General features: G+C 71.9%; 15 protein-coding genes. 4 read left to right on the top strand and 11 right to left on the bottom strand.

All coding sequences use genetic code 11. From position 1 onward, the window contains the following. Positions 1 to 14: 14 nt before the first annotated feature. The 6 genes from ACZ49J_RS37875 to cyc2 form a co-directional block, all read right to left on the bottom strand. The gene (locus tag ACZ49J_RS37875) at positions 15 to 938 is read right to left on the bottom strand and encodes an aminoglycoside phosphotransferase family protein (protein WP_467455377.1); all 924 of its coding nucleotides are present in this window, start codon (positions 936 to 938) and stop codon (positions 15 to 17) included. A 94-nt stretch (positions 939 to 1,032) separates the two neighbouring features. After that, on the bottom strand, positions 1,033 to 2,157 hold the full coding sequence (locus tag ACZ49J_RS37880) for an aminopeptidase P family protein (RefSeq protein WP_467455375.1): 1,125 nt from the start codon (positions 2,155 to 2,157) through the stop codon (positions 1,033 to 1,035). A gap of 129 nt (positions 2,158 to 2,286) precedes the next feature. After that, positions 2,287 to 2,907 carry a LysE family translocator gene (locus tag ACZ49J_RS37885; RefSeq protein ID WP_467455373.1) on the bottom strand — a complete coding sequence of 207 codons (621 nt, stop codon included), beginning with the start codon at positions 2,905 to 2,907 and terminating at the stop codon, positions 2,287 to 2,289. 59 nt (positions 2,908 to 2,966) lie between these two features. Next, positions 2,967 to 3,608 carry a PDZ domain-containing protein gene (locus tag ACZ49J_RS37890; protein ID WP_467455372.1) on the bottom strand — a complete coding sequence of 214 codons (642 nt, stop codon included), beginning with the start codon at positions 3,606 to 3,608 and terminating at the stop codon, positions 2,967 to 2,969. A gap of 182 nt (positions 3,609 to 3,790) precedes the next feature. After that, positions 3,791 to 5,653: an O-aminophenol oxidase PhsA gene (phsA, locus tag ACZ49J_RS37895; RefSeq protein WP_467455370.1), complete on the bottom strand. Its 1,863-nt coding sequence runs from the start codon at positions 5,651 to 5,653 to the stop codon at positions 3,791 to 3,793. Between the two features lie 173 nt (positions 5,654 to 5,826). Then, a complete protein-coding gene (cyc2, locus tag ACZ49J_RS37900) occupies positions 5,827 to 8,037 on the bottom strand; it encodes a germacradienol/geosmin synthase Cyc2 (protein WP_467455368.1) in 2,211 nt (736 codons plus the stop codon). 358 nt (positions 8,038 to 8,395) lie between these two features. Here cyc2 and ACZ49J_RS37905 point away from each other — a divergent pair, with 358 nt between their 5' ends. After that, the gene (locus tag ACZ49J_RS37905; RefSeq protein ID WP_467455367.1) at positions 8,396 to 9,229 is read left to right on the top strand and encodes an alpha/beta fold hydrolase; all 834 of its coding nucleotides are present in this window, start codon (positions 8,396 to 8,398) and stop codon (positions 9,227 to 9,229) included. A gap of 34 nt (positions 9,230 to 9,263) precedes the next feature. On the opposite strand, the gene ACZ49J_RS37910 is transcribed toward ACZ49J_RS37905, so the two are convergent. The 3 genes from ACZ49J_RS37910 to ACZ49J_RS37920 form a co-directional block, all read right to left on the bottom strand. Beyond that, on the bottom strand, positions 9,264 to 10,397 hold the full coding sequence (locus ACZ49J_RS37910) for a damage-control phosphatase ARMT1 family protein (protein WP_467455365.1): 1,134 nt from the start codon (positions 10,395 to 10,397) through the stop codon (positions 9,264 to 9,266). Then, the gene (locus ACZ49J_RS37915) at positions 10,390 to 10,965 is read right to left on the bottom strand and encodes a hypothetical protein (RefSeq protein WP_467455364.1); all 576 of its coding nucleotides are present in this window, start codon (positions 10,963 to 10,965) and stop codon (positions 10,390 to 10,392) included. Before ACZ49J_RS37915 ends, ACZ49J_RS37910 begins: the two co-directional genes overlap by 8 nt. 128 nt (positions 10,966 to 11,093) lie before the next feature. Beyond that, a complete protein-coding gene (locus ACZ49J_RS37920; protein ID WP_467455437.1) occupies positions 11,094 to 12,854 on the bottom strand; it encodes a S8 family peptidase in 1,761 nt (586 codons plus the stop codon). A gap of 487 nt (positions 12,855 to 13,341) precedes the next feature. Here ACZ49J_RS37920 and ACZ49J_RS37925 point away from each other — a divergent pair, with 487 nt between their 5' ends. Continuing rightward, positions 13,342 to 14,340: a lytic polysaccharide monooxygenase gene (locus ACZ49J_RS37925; RefSeq protein WP_467455363.1), complete on the top strand. Its 999-nt coding sequence runs from the start codon at positions 13,342 to 13,344 to the stop codon at positions 14,338 to 14,340. Between the two features lie 63 nt (positions 14,341 to 14,403). Here ACZ49J_RS37925 and ACZ49J_RS37930 read toward each other — a convergent pair whose 3' ends face one another. Beyond that, entirely contained in the window at positions 14,404 to 15,060 is a 657-nt protein-coding gene (locus tag ACZ49J_RS37930; RefSeq protein WP_467455361.1) for a Tat pathway signal sequence domain protein, read from the bottom strand. Between the two features lie 665 nt (positions 15,061 to 15,725). Here ACZ49J_RS37930 and ACZ49J_RS37935 point away from each other — a divergent pair. Then, entirely contained in the window at positions 15,726 to 16,379 is a 654-nt protein-coding gene (locus ACZ49J_RS37935; RefSeq protein WP_467455360.1) for a DUF6230 family protein, read from the top strand. Next, positions 16,376 to 16,780: a DUF6114 domain-containing protein gene (locus ACZ49J_RS37940; RefSeq protein WP_467455359.1), complete on the top strand. Its 405-nt coding sequence runs from the start codon at positions 16,376 to 16,378 to the stop codon at positions 16,778 to 16,780. The genes ACZ49J_RS37935 and ACZ49J_RS37940 overlap by 4 nt, the downstream gene beginning before the upstream one ends. 97 nt (positions 16,781 to 16,877) lie before the next feature. Here ACZ49J_RS37940 and ACZ49J_RS37945 read toward each other — a convergent pair whose 3' ends face one another. After that, entirely contained in the window at positions 16,878 to 17,243 is a 366-nt protein-coding gene (locus tag ACZ49J_RS37945; protein WP_467455357.1) for a bifunctional DNA primase/polymerase, read from the bottom strand. Positions 17,244 to 17,295: the final 52 nt, after the last annotated feature.

Raw genomic sequence — 17,295 nt, forward strand, 5'->3', positions numbered from 1 at the left:
GGGAGCGGGGCCCGCTAGAGCGTCTCGTCCACTCCGTCCCGCAGCTCCGTGACCCGCTCCAGCAGGATCGGCTCCCACGCCCTGCGCAGCCGCTCCCGCAGCGGCGGGAGCGGGCCCGCCGCGCGGCCCTGGACACGTTCGGAGAGGCGGATCACCGTGTCGCAGCGGGCCAGCCACAGGCCGCGCAGACAGGGGCGGGCGCCGTACCCGGCGAGCGTGGCGGCGCGCACCGCGGCCGGGGAGCCCACGGCGTGGGCGAGGCCGGCGATGTCCTCGGCGGGGTCGCCGACCACCGCGCCGCTCCAGCCGAGGACGCCGCGCACCCGCCCGTCGGCGGTCACCACGAGGTGATCTCCCCGCAGTCCGTGGTGGACGAGGACGGGCGCGGACGCGGTGAGCTGGGCGGCGGCGGGCGGGGTGAGCTGGGCGAGCCGCGCGGGATCGAACTCGTCGGCCAGGGCGAGGTGCTGGGCGGCGCGTACGGCGGCTCTGCGCAGCGCCTCCAGCGAGCGTGGCGCGGTGCGCGGTACGCCGAGCCCCTCGGCCTGCCGGGCGAGCACCTCGCGCAGCCCGGTGAGGAGCCCGGCCAGGTCGTCCTCACCGACGGCGGAGACGTCGTGGTCCTCGGCGCTGCCGCCCGTCAGCCGTGTGTCGAGCGTGTACGTCAGACCGGCCGCCCACTCGCCCTGGGCGACACTCACCGGGACGGCGACGGAGAGGTGCGGGCGGACCAGGTCGCGCAGCCGCAGCTCGCGCCGCTGACGTACGGCGGAGTCCCGGTCCGGGGCGAGCCGCAGCACATGGCGGCCGCCGACCCACCAGGTGGAGTGCCCGCCGCCCTCGGTGACGGGTCGCACATCGGGTCCGCCGGCGCCCGGCAGCAGGGAACGGGCCAATTGGCGGACGGTGTCCGCGGTGGGGGTCGGTGCCTGGGTCATGGGTCGCGCCGTCGTCATCCGTCGTGGGGTCGGGGGCTCCTGGTTGCTCGGCCGGTACGGCGTGACCGGCGGGCGACCGGGCACACCGTACGCGTCAGTCGACTATCGCCATCTCGCGCGCCGTGGTGTTGAGGCGGCGTCCTCCGTCCTCGGTCACCGTCACGATGTCCTCGATACGCACCCCGAAACGGCCGGGCAGGTAGATCCCGGGCTCCACGGAGAAGCACATGCCGGGCACCAGGGGCTGTTCCTCGCCCTCGACCATGTAGGGCGGCTCGTGCGTGGTGACGCCGATGCCGTGGCCGGTGCGGTGGATGAAGCGGTCGCCGTAGCCGGCCTCGGTGATCACGGCTCGGGCCGCCCGGTCCACGTCCTGGCAGGCGGCGCCCGGCCGGACCGCCCGGAAGCCCTCCTCCTGGGCCGCGCGCACGATGTCGTGCACCCTGCGCTCCTCGGCGTCCGGTTCGCCGACGTGGACGGTGCGGGAGGTGTCGGATCCGTAGCCGTGCTTCAGGCCGCCGAAGTCCAGGACGACCATGTCGCCGCGCTCGATGACGCGGTCGGCCGCCTCGTGGTGGGGGTTGGCGCCGTTGGGCCCCGAGGCGACGATCGTGAAGTCGACCTGGGAGTGCCCGTGCTGCCGCAGCAGGCCGGCGAGATCGGCGGCGACCTCGGTCTCCCGCCGCCCGGCGAAGCGCACCTTCCGGATCTCCTCGTAGGCCGCGTCCGCGGCCGCGCCCGCGGCCGCCAGCCGCTCCAGCTCCGCCGCGTCCTTGACGGCCCGCAGCATCGGCAGGGCCTCGCTGAGGGACACGTAGGCCGTGTCCGGCAGCCGGTGCTGCAGGCCGAGCAGGTGCATGGCCCAGGCGTTGTCGCTGACGCCGAAGCGGCCGGCGCGTCCGGTGCGGTGGAGGAGGCCGGTGGCCGTCTCGTAGGGGTCGCTGCCGTCCGTCCAGTCGCGCAGGGTCAGCATGGGGGCCGCCTTCGCCGCGTCCGGCGCCTCCAGGACCGGGACGACGAGCACGGGGTCCTCGTCGGGCCGGAGCACGAGCAGGGTCAGTCGCTCCGTCTCCGGCGGTCTGTATCCCGTCAGCCACACCAGGTCGGGCCCGGGCGCGATCAGGACGCCGTCCAGGCCGGCCTCACCGGCGGCCCGGGCCGCGCGCCGCATGCGGGCCGTGTAGTCGTCGGCGGTGAAGGGTGCGGGCGTGCCGGTCATCGATTCCTCCGTGCGTCCGGAGTCTCCCCAGGGTCCACGGGCAGCATCCTGCCCCTCCGCCGCAGCGTGCGCGAGCCAATTGCGGCGTGGCGTCGGCACCTCCCGTCAGATCTCCCGTCGGCTCTCCCGTCAGCTCTCCAGGGCCAGCCGGGCGCCGAGGAGCAGCAGGACGCCCCCGGAGACCTGTTCCAGACGCCGGCGCACACCGCTGCGGGACAGCACGGCCCTCATGCGGCCCACGAACCACACGTACGTGCTGTAGTAGCCGGTCTCGTAGACCGCCCAGAGCGCCGCGAGCCCGATCATGGTGGGCAGGTGCGGGGCGCCCTCGGGCACGAACTGCGGCAGGAACGACATCGCGAAGATCGCGGCCTTGGGGTTGGCGAGGTTGAGCAGCAGCCCGCCCCGGTACGAGGCCCAGCCGCTCTGCTCGGAGCCCTCCCACGTGGTCTGCTCGTGTCCCTCGGCGCGGCGCGCCTGGCGCAGCGTCTGGACACCGAAGACGACGAGGACCACCGCGCCCGCGATGCGCATGACGTCGTACGCCAGCTCCGACGCGGCGAGCAGCGCGGTGAGGCCGCACGCGGCGACGACTCCCCAGACGAAGACGCCCGTCTCGTTGCCGAGCACCGTCAGGAATCCGGAGCGCCTGCCGCGCAGCGACTGCTTGATGATCAGTACGGTGCTGGGGCCGGGAGAGGCGGCGATGAGTGTGCAGGCGCCGAGGAAGGCGAGGAGGGTACTCAACATGAGGCTCATCGTGCCGCAGGCCGAGGGCCGTCGACAGGGCGCGGTCCCTCCCGTCGGGGTCAGGTGACGACAGCGGGGACCGTGGTCATCTGCTGTCGGACGCCGTTCGCGTGCCGCACCGTGATTCCGGCCGGTCTGCCGGGGGCCGCGGAGGCGACGGCGCGTGCGAGGTCGGCGGCCCGGGTGACGCGGGTGCCGCCGAAGGCCAGCACCACGTCGCCGCGGACGAGGCCCGCGGTGTAGGCGGGCCCGGGCACGTGGACGCCGACGACGAGCGCGCCGGTGCCTCCGGTGGAGTCGGCGACCTCGACGCCCAGGGTGGGCCGCCCGGGGGTGGGAGCCGAACCGCTCCGTCCCGTGAGGGACTTGGGGGCGCCGGACAAGGGCGTGGAGTGGCCCGGGTGCGGATGAGTGCCCCTCCGCAGGCCGGGCTCACCGGCCGCGCCCCCCGCCCGCTGGTTCGTCTCCGCCCGCTCGCCCATGCCGGTGACGGTGGCGCCGACGGTGCCGAGCCCGACACCCGTCAGGACCAGGACCGTGGCGGCGAGCGCGGCGAGAAGCGGGGTGGTGAGCCGCTTCCCCCGCCGGGGTGCGGCGTGCGGGCGCCGGGCGGGGCCTGACGCGTCGGCCGGGTCGGCCGGGTCGGCGCCGCCGGGCTCCTGGCCGGGCAGGGGCTTGGGTCGCAACACGGTGTGTTCCATCAGTCGATCTCCTCCGGGAGGAGCTCTACCCGGCGCACGACGGCGCGACGATCCACGAAAGAGTGAGACTGACGCTGGACCAACGCGTCCGGTGCGCCCGCCCGGAGGGTTTGAGTCGCGCACGACGCGCGACGGCCCGGGCCGCGCGCCACAGCGCGGCCCGGGCCTACGAACGTGTGCCCCTAGTGGTCGCCGTGGCCCGTGCCGTGGTCGAACCTCAGGGCCTCCCCGGGCAGGACGACGAAGGGCCGCATCATGCCCATGTCCTCGTGCTCGAGCAGGTGACAGTGGTACATGAACCGGCCGTACGCCCCGTCGAAGCGGCCCATCACGCGCAGCATCTGGTTCCCCGGCACCTGGAACACGTCCTTGTGGCCGCGCTCGTTGGGTGCGAGGGGAACGGGCGTGTCCGGCCTGAACCTGATCGGCCTCACCGTGCCGCCGATCGCCGGGTCGAAACCGGAGACGTCGTACGCGTCGCGCCCCAGCAGCTGGAAGTCCGCCAGGTGGATGTGCATGGGGTGCACGACCGGCGGCGGGGCGAGGTTGAGGAAGCTCCACTGCTCGTGGGCGCCCTCGGCGATGGTGAAGCCGAGTGCGTCGTTGAAGGTGCGTGCCGTGCGGCGGTACGTCTTCGTGGCGCCGTCCGGACCGGTGATCTGGATGATGCCGTCCGTGGGGACCTGGATCTCACCGGCGTTCTTGACCTCGGTCATCTCCCAGATCTCCAGGTGACCGCCACCGCCCCTGGTGCCGGGGGCGGTCAGCACGATCATGCGGTGGCCGTGCTCCGTGTCGTGGGTCAGGGAGCGGAAGGAGCCGGAGAGGATCTCCGGGAGTTCGAAGGTGTCCTCCTCGCAGGTGTCGCGGACACGGAACTCCATGACCTCCGGGTACCGCACGTCGTTCACCGGGTCGGGCACGCCGGGTGCCTGCCCTCGGCCCTTGTTGACCAGCCGCAGCCTCCGGCCGGCGAGCGCGCGGAAGTCGACGAGCAGGTCGAACCGCTCGGCCGGGGCTGCGCTCAGCACGGGCAGATCGCCGGTGAAGTCGATCGGCACGGGGCGGGGCAGCAGTCCGCCGTCGCTGCCGATCTGGTGCATCACCCCGGGCACCGGATTGTCGTCCTCGTCGACCAGGACCAGGTTGTAGATGCGCGCGTTCGACGCGTTGACCAGGCGGAAGCGGTACCAGGCGGCGTCCACGTCGGCGTAGGGCCAGATACGGCCGTTGACCGTCGTGTACGGGCCGGTGAAGGGCAGCGAGACCGGCTTGCCCGTCTCCGGGTTCCGCTCCTGGACGCGGACCGTCTTGTGCAGCAGGCGGCCGTTGAGACGGCCGTCCTCGTCCGTGTCCAGGTTCCGGTCGGCGAGCATCAGCGGGATCTCCCGCTCCCCGCAGGGCAGGTGGAGCGCGTCCTCCTCGTCGTCGCGGACGAGATACGTGCCGTACAGGCCCGTGTACACGTTCCACCTGGTGATGTTCATGGCGTGGTCGTGGTACCACCACTGGACCGCCTGGTGGTCGTTCGGGTACTCGGAGAGCTGGGCGTCGCCGAAGCCCACCGCGTTGTCCGCCCAGCCGTCGTTGCCTCCGCCCGTCTGGGCGCCGTGCAGGTGGGTCACCGACCAGGCGGGCAGCGCCGCCACGTTCTTGTCGGGCTCGGCGCCCCCGCGGCCGGGCTCGGTGGTGGCGGGCGGGGTGCCCTGGGCGCGGACGGGCACCTCGACCGCGGTGACCGGGTACTCGCTGCCCTTCGGGATGCGGTTGGTCCAGGCGATGCGGACGCGCTGCCCGCGCCGCACCTCGATGGTCGGGCCCGGCACCTGACCCTCGTACCCCCACATGAGGGTCGGGGGCAGCTGCGGGTGGAGCCGCACCCAGGTGGGGCGCAGCGCGATCTCGGTCTCACGCAGCACGTCGCCGGACTCCGGCCGCAGGACGGGCGGGACGGGCAGCGGTGTCACGTACGGCGCCAGCTCCCCCGCGGCGAGCGCCTCCTCCTCGGTGATGCGGTCGGTGATCCTTTCGATGATGTCGGTCAAGGTTTGAACACCCCCGTGTTCTCGTGTTTGTTCCCCTTGCCTCAGTAGACCCCCGGCACATCATCAAAAGTTCCCTGAATACCCGCTTCCGCATGAGAAGTTGCAAAAGTTCCAAAGGGAACCGGAAAATCCCGTTCCCGGTCCCGGCGTGGGACCGGGAACGGGCCTGGCGGTCAGAGCGCGACGGGCTGCGGCTCCCACGTGAACGGCAGCGCCGGTGCCCGGTCCGGGAGGAAGCCGTGGGCGCGGCGGGCGAGGGAGGCGGCGTCGTAGCGGCGGACGTTGCGGTGCCAGTGCAGGATGCCGGACATCCAGTTCCGCAGCTCCGTCACATATCCCTCCATGGTGGCGCGGGCCTCGGCGGAGAGGTCGAAGTCCTCGTAGACCACGGGGAGTTCGTTCTTCGCCACGTGCTCGAACTGCCGCATGCGCTGGGTCATCAGGTCGTGGACGACACCCAGCGCGGTCGGGTAGTCGCAGCCGAAGAAGGTCTGGACGACGAGGATGCCGTTGTGGACCTCGCCCTCGTACTCGATCTCCTTCTGGTACGAGAAGCAGTCGTTGACGAGGCACGCGTAGTCCATGGCCGCGGTCTCCAGCGAGCGGACCGGGCCGCTGCGGTAGACCTCCGGCGGGACGGCGGGGCCGTGACCCATGCGGCACATGCGGAGGGTGAGGTCGGAGCCGAAGGTGGCGCGGCGCATCTCCAGGTAGTCGACGGGGTCCGGGACGCGGTGGTGGATCTGGTTGGCCAGTTCCCACAGCCAGCTCTCGGTCATGACGTTCACCGCCGCCTTCATGGCCTGGCGATCGGCCTCGGCCATCTGGGCAGTGGTGCGCCGCCAGAGGTCGGTGAGGCCGCGCTCCATGCCGTTCGCGGGGACGAGGGGCGGCTCGCCGCCGAGGGGCATGCAGGCGGACAGCCGCTCGGTGCACAGCTTGGCCGCGGCGAGGTCGCGGCGGGCGCCGAAGACGAGCGGGTAGTAGTCGTCGGCGTACGTCCCCCAGGCCAGCCACCGGGAGCTGAGGTCGAGTGCCTCGGGCGTGCCGTCCGGGTCGAGGCCGGCCGAGCACAGGGGCAGGTCGGCGGCGGCCAGCTTGTCCTCGTCCCAGACGCCCTCGCTCAGCATGCCGGTGCGGTGCATCCAGGGCACGAGGCGCTGCCGGGCGCCGTCCAGGTGGGGGTTGAGGCGGACCTGGAACGGCATGTGGAAGTCGGGCAGCAGGGACGGGCCGGTCTTCTGGAACGGCACGTGGGTGTGGCTCCGCAGCCGCTGCGCCGCGGCCTCGGCGAGGAGCGTGCCCATGTCGCACGCGGAGGTGCCGAACCCCGCCCGGCGGACCGTCGCCGGACCGGACAGCACCGCGCCGCCGAGGTCCAGGGGTCCGCGTGTGACGCTGCCGTTCATGTACCGGCTGGACCGCATGTGCCATTCGTGGCCGCCCGACTGCCAGTCCTGCAGGCCCTTCGTGTACGCGGCGACGGCGGCGGCCTCCACCGGGGTGAGTCCCTTCTCCACGGCCAGGGCGGGGACTTCGGTGAGCGCCGTGTGCTCGAACTGGTGGAGCCGGGAGGTGAGGACGTCGTTGACGGTCTCGGCCGCTTCCTGGGTCGTACAGCCGAAGAAGGTCTCCAGGACGAGGACGCCGTTGCTGAGCTCGCCCTCGTCCTCGACCTCCCGCTGGTAGGAGAACAGGTCGTTGCGCAGGTGGACGGCGTCCGAGAACGTCTCCATCAGCACCCTCAGCGGCCTCGACCCGGCCACGGCCGCCGGGACCTCGGCGGTCGCGTACTCCACGAGCCCCGCCGACCAGGGGGCGCCGCCCACCTTGCGGCGCATCTCGATGTACTCGACGGGGTTGGCGATCCGCCCTTCGTTGATGTTGGACAGCTCCCACAGCGACTCGTTCAGCAGGTGCTCGGTGGCGAGGGCGAAGCGTCCGCGCCAGTCCATGGACATCGACGGCACGGTGCGGGCCCACAGGTCCGCCAGACCCGCCTCGACGGGGTTGTGCGGCTCGGGGACGTCCGCCGTGAGGTCCAGCGGCATGAAGAGAGGGAGGCGGTCGAGGTAGGCCTTGCCGCCGGCGCGGTCCTGGCTGCGCTTGAAGGTCTCCAGGAAGTGGTCGTCGAAGAAGAAGACCCACACGTACCAGTCGGTGATGAGCGAGAGTGCCGGGCCGTCGCAGTCGGGGTGCGTGTACGCGCAGAGCAGCCCGTAGTCGTGCGCGTCCAGGTCGGACTGCTCCCAGATGCCGGAGCCCTCCAGCATGCCCATGTCCCGCGCCCACGCGGTGGAGTGGGCGCGGGCCTCCTCCAGGTGGGGATTCAGCCGCGCGGGGTACGGCAGGTAGAAGTGCGGGAGTTCGAACGGCTGCGTCATGGCCGGGCCCTACCCGTGGCCCTCAACGGGCATCCTCGGGGCGGCACATGATCACACGATCGCGTGAACGGGGGTGCTGGGTGAGTCTTTCCTCGAAGGGCGGGTGTACGGGCGTCCGCACGGCGGAGAGTTCTCGTCACGCCGCCGCCCTCCCCAGGGATATCCCCGAGGTCGCCCCCGAGGCGTCGCCAGGGTCCGCGCCCCTAGTGTCCGGCGCCAGGAGAGCCGAGTGACAGCCGTACTTGGGGGACACGATGGCCGACTCGAGCGTGCAGCAACCCGTCTTCGACTTCATGGTGGTGCGCCCACCCGCCACCCCTCCGCCCGATGTCCTGGTAGGCACTACGTACACGACGAGGTGTGCACCGCGCTGGACAAGAGCACGGTCCGCCGCGTCGAGCGGGACGTGCACACCGCGGCGTCCACCAGCGAGGTCGGCAGGCTCGTGCACCACAACGTGTTCTGCGAACCGGAGACCGACGACGACAACGACGAGACGAGGATCGCCGCGGTGGTCGAGGCCGTCTTCGAACTGCTCCCCGTCTGCGCCGGGCCGTGCGAGCAGGGCGGCATGGGGCCGTACGGGCCGATGCGGGAGCCGTTCCCGCTCGAGCAGCTCCAGCGGTGGACCTGGGTGGAGAGCCCCCAACGGGCCGGTGATCCTGCCCGACCGGCTCGAACGCCTCACCGACGTCCCGCTGATCGCCCACCTGACCGCCGTACTCGCCGAGACCGACGCCGAACTCGCCCGGGACACACCGGGTGTGGCGGATCTGGTGGCCCGCCTGGAGCGGCTGCTCGGCACGAGCCTGTACGAGACCGTCTTCGCCCCGACCGGCACACCATCATCGACGTCACCACGGGCGGCCGCCGCCACGAGACCTGGCTGGACCGGATGGTCGCCCGCTCCCTGGCGGTCAGCGACCGGAAGGCGTTCCGCGCCTGGCTGGACTCATGGGCCGGGGAGGACTTCCACGCCGAGGTCGAGGGCGCCCCGGTACCGGCACTGGCGGTGACGGGAGGTCTCGACCCAGCGCTGCCGGCCGGGCTGATGCGGGAGACCTGGATGCGCTGGTACCCGCGCGGGGAGCTCTTCGAACTTCGGTGTGCAGGGCACTACGCGATGGATGAGGCGCCCCTGGACCTGCTCCGCGTCGTGGAGGACTTCCTGCGCTCCGGTCAGGACCCCTAGGGCCTGTCGTCACCGGTTCCGAGGCCGCGGTGGCTCACGGCCTCACCTGGATCAGCGCGTGCGTCCCGCTCGTTCGCCACCGCCGGCCCTCCGCGGCGTCGAGAGCCGACTCCGTGCGCGCGTCGAGGCCGGTGATCACGTCCGACTTGAGGGTGCGCAGGGCCGCCACCGGGCCGGGGAAGTACGCCGTCGGTGTCGCGAACGGGGTGGTCGGCGGCCACAGGCGGTCGCCCACCAGGCGGCGGTAGTTGAGGTCGCCCTTCATGATCGTGAGGTCCGCTTCCGCGAACTCCTCGCGGAGGTCGCCGGGGATGTCGGCGTACGGCAGCGGGCCGCAGGAGAAGGCGTGGGCGCGGAGCAGGAGGCGGCCGTCGGTCAGGGCGGACCACAGGCGCCGGCCGGCGGGCGCCTCGGCGGCCACCAGGTGGCGTACGGCGTCGACGACGTCGGCGGTCGTGGCGTCGGAGACGTAGTACGGGTACGGCTTGAGGTGCAGGACGGCCCGCCCGATGCGGTCGTGCCGGAGGAGGTGGTCGACGAGCAGCAGGTCGGGGATGAGTTCGCGGCCCGCGTTGTCGGCGACGACGGCCAGGGTGCCTCCGGTCAGCAGGGGCCACAGCGACTCGCTGTCGTCCGCCACGAGTTCGGGGGTCGCGGACTTCTCGTCGCCGGACTGGATGCGGAAGCCGAGGTCGGCCCGGTTGCCCCACAGCGAGCCGTGCAGCAGGGCCCGGCGCTGTTCCTCGACGGGCCGGCCGTCCAGCCGGTCGAGCGCGGCGATCTCCTGTGCCGCCTCCGGTGTGTCGAGCTCGGCGAGCTTGAACGGGCGGAACGGATCGACGCCCTGCCACGGCCCGGACCCGAAGTAGCCGACCGCGAGCAGCAGCCTGCGGTAGAAGTAGCTCTCCGACCAAAGGAACGGCACCTCGAACCAGGACCGGCCCACGTACGCGTCCACGCCCCACGCGTCCCACCAGGCGTCGCCGTCCAGGGGTTCGATCGCGCCCTCGACCGCGCTCCTCAGCAGTGCGTCGAGCGCCCGGTGCTGTGCCGGGCCGTACGGGAAGGCGTCCCGCACCTTGCGGATGAGCGCGGGGTGGCGCTCGGCCAGGACGCTGTGCGGGAAGGACGCCGGATCGGCGCTGTGGATGACGGGGGCGTCAGGCATGGCCGCCGCCTCCCGCCTGGTGTACCGGGATACCGGGAGGCAGGTCCACGTCCTTGACCTTCTGCTCCAGCTGATCGCCGTAACCCGCCTCGGTCCACAGGTACTTCTGGAACTGCTCGGCTGTCAGGGTGCCCTGCCAGGGGGTGCCGCCGGGGTAGAACACCGACCCGCAGGCAGAGCAGTGGCACGCCGAACGCCACAGTTCCCCGGCGCGGTCCTCCCCCGCCGCCACGACACCGCGCACGCGTGCCTCGCTGCGGATCACGACGACGGTGCCGGCGAGCAGCAGCACCGCCAGCAGCGAACCGCCGATCGTGTAGAGCGGCTTGCCGCCCTGCACTCCGCTGTACGCGAGGCCGGCGCCCACGCCGGTCATCAGCGCGCCCTCGACGAAGTGCAGCCAGGAGTCGCCGCGGGACGCCACGCCGGGTTGCCTCGCCAGCCGGTCGGACAGGCCGCTGCGTACGGACTCCGGGTCGGCGCAGGTCTCCTCGACCGTACGGACCTGGGATCCGCCGCAGCCGGGACACTTCGCTCGGGCGGGCTCTGGGGCCCCGTCACTCTCCATGCGCCTACGCTAACGGCCGGCCGGTGCCCGCTCGCACCGGCCGGCCGCTTCATGTGGGGGGTGGCGGTCGGAAGACCCCGGGTCCTGTTGGTCGGCGGGACCCGGGGTGGATCAGTCGGCCCGGCCGATCAGAACGTCAGCTTCCAGCTGTTGATCGTGCCGGTGTCCTGCGCTGCCGTGTCCTGGACGCGCAGCTTCCAGGTGCCGTTCGCGGTCTCGGCGGACGCGTTGACCGTGTAGGTGGTGGTGACGTTGTCCGCGGAGTCCGAGTTGCTGGCGGCCTTCAGCCGGTACGTCGAACCGTCCGGGGCGACCAGGTCGATCACCAGGTCACCGCGGTAGGTGTGGGTGATGTCGACGCCGACCGGGAGGGCGGAGGGCGCGTTGCCGCTGCGGCCGCTGACGGTGATCGGGGACTCGACGGCCGCGCCGTTGTCCGGGATCGAGACCGCGGAGGTGCTGGTGAAGGTGGTGCCCCCCGTGGAGCCGCCGGACCCGCTCACCGCCTGCACCGTCTTGGCCGCGTCGGCGAGCCCCGCGCCGCAGCCGCCCGAGCACGCTCCGGGCAGGGCACGGGCGTTGGACTTGATCGCCGACTCGATCTGGGCGGGAGTGAGCGAGGAGTTCGCCGACTTCATCAGCGCGGCCAGGCCCGCGATGTGCGGGGTGGCCATGCTGGTGCCCTGGTAGTACTCGTAGGACTCCGTGGTCGGCGTCTTCGCGCCCGCGTTCAGCGTGGACAGGATGCCGTTCGCGGTGCCGGTGCTGGTCTGGCCGCCGGGGGCCGCGATGTCGACGATGGAGCCGTAGTTGGAGTACGAGGCCCTGGCGCCGGAGCGGTTGGTCGCGGCGACCGTGATGACGTTGGAGCAGCTCGCCGGGGAGTAGTTGGCGGCGTTGTCGTTGCTGTTGCCCGCGGCGACGACGACGGCGGTGCCGCGGTTCACGGCGCCGTTGATGGCGCTCTGGGTGGCGGAGGTGCACGCTCCGCCACCGCCGAGGCTCATGTTGATGACCTTGGCGACGTTGGTGTTGGCGGGGACACCGGAGACGGTGCCGCCGGACGCCCAGGTGATGGCGTCGATGATGTCGGAGTCGTAGCCGCCGCACTTGCCGAGCACGCGCACCGGGGAGATCTTCGCGCCGTACGCGATGCCCGCGATGCCCTTGCTGTTGTTGGTGACCGCGGCGATCGTGCCCGCGACGTGCGTGCCGTGCCAGGAGGAGTCACTGGCCGGGATGCCGGAGCCGCACTCGTTCGCGTTGTACCAGTCGCCCGGGTCGGCCGGGTTGCTGTCGCGGCCGTTGCCGTCGACGGAGACCGCGGTGTCGGCGATGAAGTCGTAACCGCCGACGATGTTCGCGGCGAGGTCGGAGTGGGTGACGTAGCCGGTGTCGATGACGGCGACGGTCACGCCGCTGCCGGTGGCGACGTCCCAGGCGCCCGGCACGCGCATGCCCGCGGTGGACTCGAAGAGGTCCCACTGCTTGGCGTACTCGGTGTCGTTCGGGTCGGCCTGCGGCGTGTTGAGGCGGTCCGGGGAGACGTAGGCGACCTGCGGGTCCGCCTGGTACTCGGCGATGACGTCGGAGACGTCCTTCGCGGTGAGGTCGTCGCCCAGGTCGATGAGGGCGGCGCCGGAGCCGAGGCGGCGCTGGAAGCCGAGGTCCTCGCCGGCCTCCTTGCCCTTGGCCTCGGCGTCGGCGGAGGCGGCCTTGTTGGACTTGGCCTCGGCGGCGCCCGACTTGTAGCCGACGATGAGGCGTTCGGCGGGAACGGAGGGCGCGGCCTCGGCGGGCCCGGCGAGCGCGGGGGCGGTGCCGGCGGCGGGGGCGGTCTTCCCCGCGGGCGCCTGGGCCGCGGCGACGGTGGTGGTCATGCCGGCCATCAGGGCCGCGGAGACGGCGGCGACGGCTATGAGCTTCCGTCTCGCGGGACGGGAGGAGAAGGTACGCAAGGGCTTGCCTTTCGTGGCCGGCTCCGGACAGCGGGGAGCGGCGGGGGAACGCTTCGTCGTCGAAGCGGCGGGGGGTGCAGGAAAGGTGCGGCGTTACGGGCCGGGCCTGGCGTGAGCGGACCTCTTCGGGGTTACCTGTGGGTCAGCTGTGGCTGGAACGATAGGCAGCGGCCCGGCCACGTGAATACGGGGAAAACCCTCGATCGGACGGGGAACTCACCCTCGTCGCCCGGCCATTGGCCGGTCATAGGTCTGGTGGCTCCCCTTTGGTGCGGGTTCCGGTCCCACCCGCGGACCTGCGTGAGGGGACGGCGGACGGTGTTGAACGCGCGCGTGCGGTGGCTCGTACGAACCGGTGCACCGCGCCATCACCCGCGGGGTGCACCGCCCCTGTCGACGGCCGAGGAGGGTCCACCGGATGGACCGCAAACATCGGATTCGCACGAACGCGCCGCACCGTCCCCCCGCGTGCCGCACCGCGCTCACGGCCGCTGTCGCCGTCACGGCCCCGCTGCTGCTCACGACGTGGGCCGCCGCTCCGGCCTGGGCGCACGGCGCGCCGACCGACCCGGTGAGCCGGGTGTCGGCGTGCTCGCCCCAGGGCGGGGCGCAGGCGAGGTCCGCGGCGTGCAAGGCGGCCGTGGCGGCGAACGGGGCCCCGTTCACGGCCTGGGACAACCTGCGGGTGGCGGGCGTGAACGGCCGTGACCGGCAGACGATCCCGGACGGCAGGCTGTGCAGCGGGGGCCTGCCCGCCTACAAGGGCCTCGATCTGGCCCGAGCGGACTGGCCCTCGACCCGCCTGTCGCCCGGCGCGAAGCTGAACCTCACCTACGCGTCGACGATCCCGCACACGGGGACCTTCAAGCTGTATCTGACGAAGCCGGGCTACGACCCCGGCAAGCCGCTCACCTGGTCCGACCTGCCGGCGGAGCCGTTCGCCGAGATCAAGGACCCGCCGCTGACGGACGGCGCGTACCACTTCTCGGCGAAGCTGCCGTCCGACCGGTCCGGGCACCAGGTGCTGTACACGATCTGGCAGAACACCAGCACGGTGGACACGTACTACTCGTGCTCGGACGTGGTGTTCCCGAAGACCGAGAAGGCCGGGAAGGACGGGAAGGACGGGAAGGACGGGGGCGGCCGGAGCGAGTCGTCCGGCACGGGCGCCGGGAAGAGTCCGTCCGTCGAGCCGACCGGGACCGCCACCGGTACCGCGGAGGCCGGCGGCGCCGCCGGCGGGCGGGCGGAGGGCGCTGGTTCCGCGGACCGGACGGCGGTGCCGGGCAGCCCGGTGTCCTCGGCGACGCGCGACGACTCGGGCCCGTCGATGTCGCTGATCGCGGGGGGCGGCGCCGCGGCCCTGGTGCTCGCCGCGGGCGCCGCCCTGGTGTCGCGCCGGCTCAGGGGCCGGTGAGCCGAACAGGCGCCCCGAGCCGGTGACGCATCCGCCGGCTCGGTTGGTGACTCGGTTGGTGACTCAGTTGGTGAAGACCGTCGCGCCGCCCTGGGTGGTGTCGGTGACGGGCGCGTACTTCGCCGTGAAGTAGCCGGTGCTGAAGCACAGGGACGAGCCCGAGGTCTTCGTGAACGCCTGGGCCGTGAAGTTGATGCTGTTGTCGTCGTTGTTCGACGTGCCGCTGATGCCGGCCGACTGGTAGACGCAGTTGATGCTGCCGAGCAGGGTGCGCAGGACCACGGTGGTCTGGATGACCGAGCCCGCGCGCGGGGTCACGGAGACGGCGCCGTCCGAGGACACGGCGGCCGTGTAGGGCAGGTTGTCGACGGTGACTCTGGTGACACCGAGGACGCCGACGACGTTGCTGGTGCAGTTGCTGAAGGTGTGCTCCTTGACCGACTCGGTGGCCGTGCCGGGCGCCGCCGGGTTGGCCGTGACGTCGGCCTTGAACGTCGAGGTGGCGCAGGAGACGCCGCTGGTGCCGGTGGCGCTGGAGTAGAAGTTGGCGGTGGTGCCGGAGGCGAGCGACGCGCTGAGCTCGTCGCCGACCGCGACGGCGTCGCCGCCCGCGCTGCCGGTGGTCAGGACGGTGTCGGCGGCGGAGGCGGGGGTGGCGCCGACCGCCAGCACGAGAGCGGTGGCGGTGCCGGCGAGGGCCATGAGGGACTTCGTACGCATGGGGGTGCCTCTTCTCGAAGTGAGGGCTGCGGGTGGGTGCGCGCGGCGGTGCACTCGGTGCACTCGGTGCGCGCGAAAGGGGGCACGGCGATGTGGCGCACCGCTGCCGGCCCGTGACGCCTTCTCCGTACGCGACGGGCCGGCAGCGGCAGCCGAGCGGCCGGACACGACCCAAGAGGGAGGGAAGGCGACCGTGCCGGTGCCGTGGAGGGGGATGGTGACTGCGACGGAATGCGCAGCTCGGGATGTCGAAAGCGCTGCGCGACGGATCCGGCGCCAACGGATCCGGGGGAAACCAGGGAGAGTTGTAGACCTGGAGAAGAGCCAACGTCAAGGCATCGCAGCCAAGTTGATGGAGTGTCACATAGGTTACTGACGCAGCGTCAAGATCACTCACGCCAGCGGACGTTGAAAGAAAACGACGAATGCCGAGGTGAGAGCGCTCCCCCTCTTCACAGGTAGGACACAACCAACATCCCTTTGCCACAAGTACCTTGACCCTTGAATGTAACCACGGGTAACTTCCTGGCTGGCTACTGCGGCGTAGCAATCAAGCTCCTGTGCTGTCGGGAGGCACGGGGCAGGCGCCGCAAGCGCTGTCCGCGCCAGGACAACGTGCCGCCTGAGTTCCTGCCTATCGCGTTGAGAGTGCCCAGGGAGCAGACATGGCCTCACCCACGGACGCCACGGCGTCCAACGATTCCACCCCCGAGAGATCCGGCAGACGCGGGCGGGTCCGTGCCCGCCGCGCCGCCGTGATGGCCGTGCCGGCCACCGCGCTCACCGCGGCTCTGATGATCCTCACCGCCGAGGGTGCTCTCGGCGTCCAGTTCGCCATCTCCGGCATGCCGTTCGTGGTCACGGCCGACAGGCTCGACGGCGACGGGTTCGCGCAGTACGGCTCGCTGGACGAGATGATCCCGGACAGCCCCAACCAGGGTGAGACCGGCGGCCAGGTCCTCGTCGTCACCTCGGTCGTGAAGAAGGGCAAGCTGAAGAACCTCTGCCAGAGTGTCGACCTCGGCGGCATCAAGCTCGTCCTCACCGCCGGCGGCGGGTCCAAGCCGGTGAGCGTGAAGAACCTCGCCATCGACTCGGACGAGATCAAGGGCGACGCGGCGTTCAACAACATCGAGATCGGCCGCGACTCCAGCACCTTCGACAAGGTCGACCAGAAGGGCCCCAAGGGCGTCTACGGCCAGCAGGCGGACAAGGTCGTCATCACCGACCTGTACCAGCACAACTACGCCGCCACCGCCGCCGTCTTCAAGCTGCCCGACCTGCACATGAGGTTCGGCGACAAGGGCTGCCCGCAGTGAACCGCTTCCGCGAGTGGAGGGGGCACCGTCCCTTCGCGGGCGGGCTGCTGCTCACCCTGGGCGGCGCCGAGATCCTGGTGACCATGAAGGCACCCCTTCCGGTCATCCTGCACATCGGCATGCAGGGGCTCGCCGGGTACCTGATCCCCACCGTGATGATGATCTCCGGGCTGCTGATCATGTTCAACCCCTCACAGCGGCTGTTCTACTCGATCATCGGCGCGCTGCTCTCGGTCGGCAGCTGGCTCACCTCCAACATCGGAGGGTTCGTGATCGGGCTGGTGCTCGGCCTCACCGGCAGCGTGATGGCCTTCGGCTGGCTGCCGGACCAGGAACCGCGCAAGAAGCGGCACCTGCTGCGCCGCCATCGCGACCAGGCGTCCCCCGCCGCCACCCCGTAGCCCGTCCCCCCACCGCATCCCCGTACCGACCTCGCGGCCCACGGCCGGAAGCCGGGCACGGGGATGTCGTACGTGGGCCCGCGGCACGACAGGGTAGTCAGCGGGCGGGCCCGCTGGAGAGGGCCGCCGACAGGGCCGCGTGGAGGCGGGCCGGGTCCGTGCACTCGCGGCCGTACACCAGGGGGACCTGCCAGTACAGGCCGGGACCCTTCGTACGGCGTGCGGGCGGGACGGCCACATGGCTGCCGTGCCCGAGGACCTGGATGCCCGTCAAGTGCCGGCCCACCGTTTCACCGGGCGGGACCAGCCAGTAGAGAATGCCGCCGTAGCCGTCCCTGATGACCGCGCCGGTCCTGTCGCCGAGCAGGGCCAGCGCCCGGACGCCCGGCGCGGCCGGCACACGCACCGCGTCCCACCAGCAGCCGGCGGGCACGGTGCGCACCTCGGCGCTGTGGGGGGACATCCACCGCGGAACCCTGCGGTCCGTCATCGCGCTCACCGGCCTTACGGAGGGT

This window comes from Streptomyces sp. NPDC030840, assembly GCF_055572015.1.

Coding starts and splice junctions, on each gene's coding strand:
- ACZ49J_RS37875 (WP_467455377.1), bottom strand. CDS start 938: ATGACCCAGGCACCGACCCCCACCGCGGACACCGTCCGCCAATTGGCC.
- ACZ49J_RS37880 (WP_467455375.1), bottom strand. CDS start 2,157: ATGACCGGCACGCCCGCACCCTTCACCGCCGACGACTACACGGCCCGC.
- ACZ49J_RS37885 (WP_467455373.1), bottom strand. CDS start 2,907: ATGTTGAGTACCCTCCTCGCCTTCCTCGGCGCCTGCACACTCATCGCC.
- ACZ49J_RS37890 (WP_467455372.1), bottom strand. CDS start 3,608: ATGGAACACACCGTGTTGCGACCCAAGCCCCTGCCCGGCCAGGAGCCC.
- cyc2 (WP_467455368.1), bottom strand. CDS start 8,037: ATGACGCAGCCGTTCGAACTCCCGCACTTCTACCTGCCGTACCCCGCG.
- ACZ49J_RS37910 (WP_467455365.1), bottom strand. CDS start 10,397: ATGCCTGACGCCCCCGTCATCCACAGCGCCGATCCGGCGTCCTTCCCG.
- ACZ49J_RS37915 (WP_467455364.1), bottom strand. CDS start 10,965: ATGGAGAGTGACGGGGCCCCAGAGCCCGCCCGAGCGAAGTGTCCCGGC.
- ACZ49J_RS37920 (WP_467455437.1), bottom strand. CDS start 12,854: ATGGCCGGCATGACCACCACCGTCGCCGCGGCCCAGGCGCCCGCGGGG.
- ACZ49J_RS37925 (WP_467455363.1), top strand. CDS start 13,342: ATGGACCGCAAACATCGGATTCGCACGAACGCGCCGCACCGTCCCCCC.
- ACZ49J_RS37930 (WP_467455361.1), bottom strand. CDS start 15,060: ATGCGTACGAAGTCCCTCATGGCCCTCGCCGGCACCGCCACCGCTCTC.
- ACZ49J_RS37935 (WP_467455360.1), top strand. CDS start 15,726: ATGGCCTCACCCACGGACGCCACGGCGTCCAACGATTCCACCCCCGAG.
- ACZ49J_RS37945 (WP_467455357.1), bottom strand. CDS start 17,243: ATGTCCCCCCACAGCGCCGAGGTGCGCACCGTGCCCGCCGGCTGCTGG.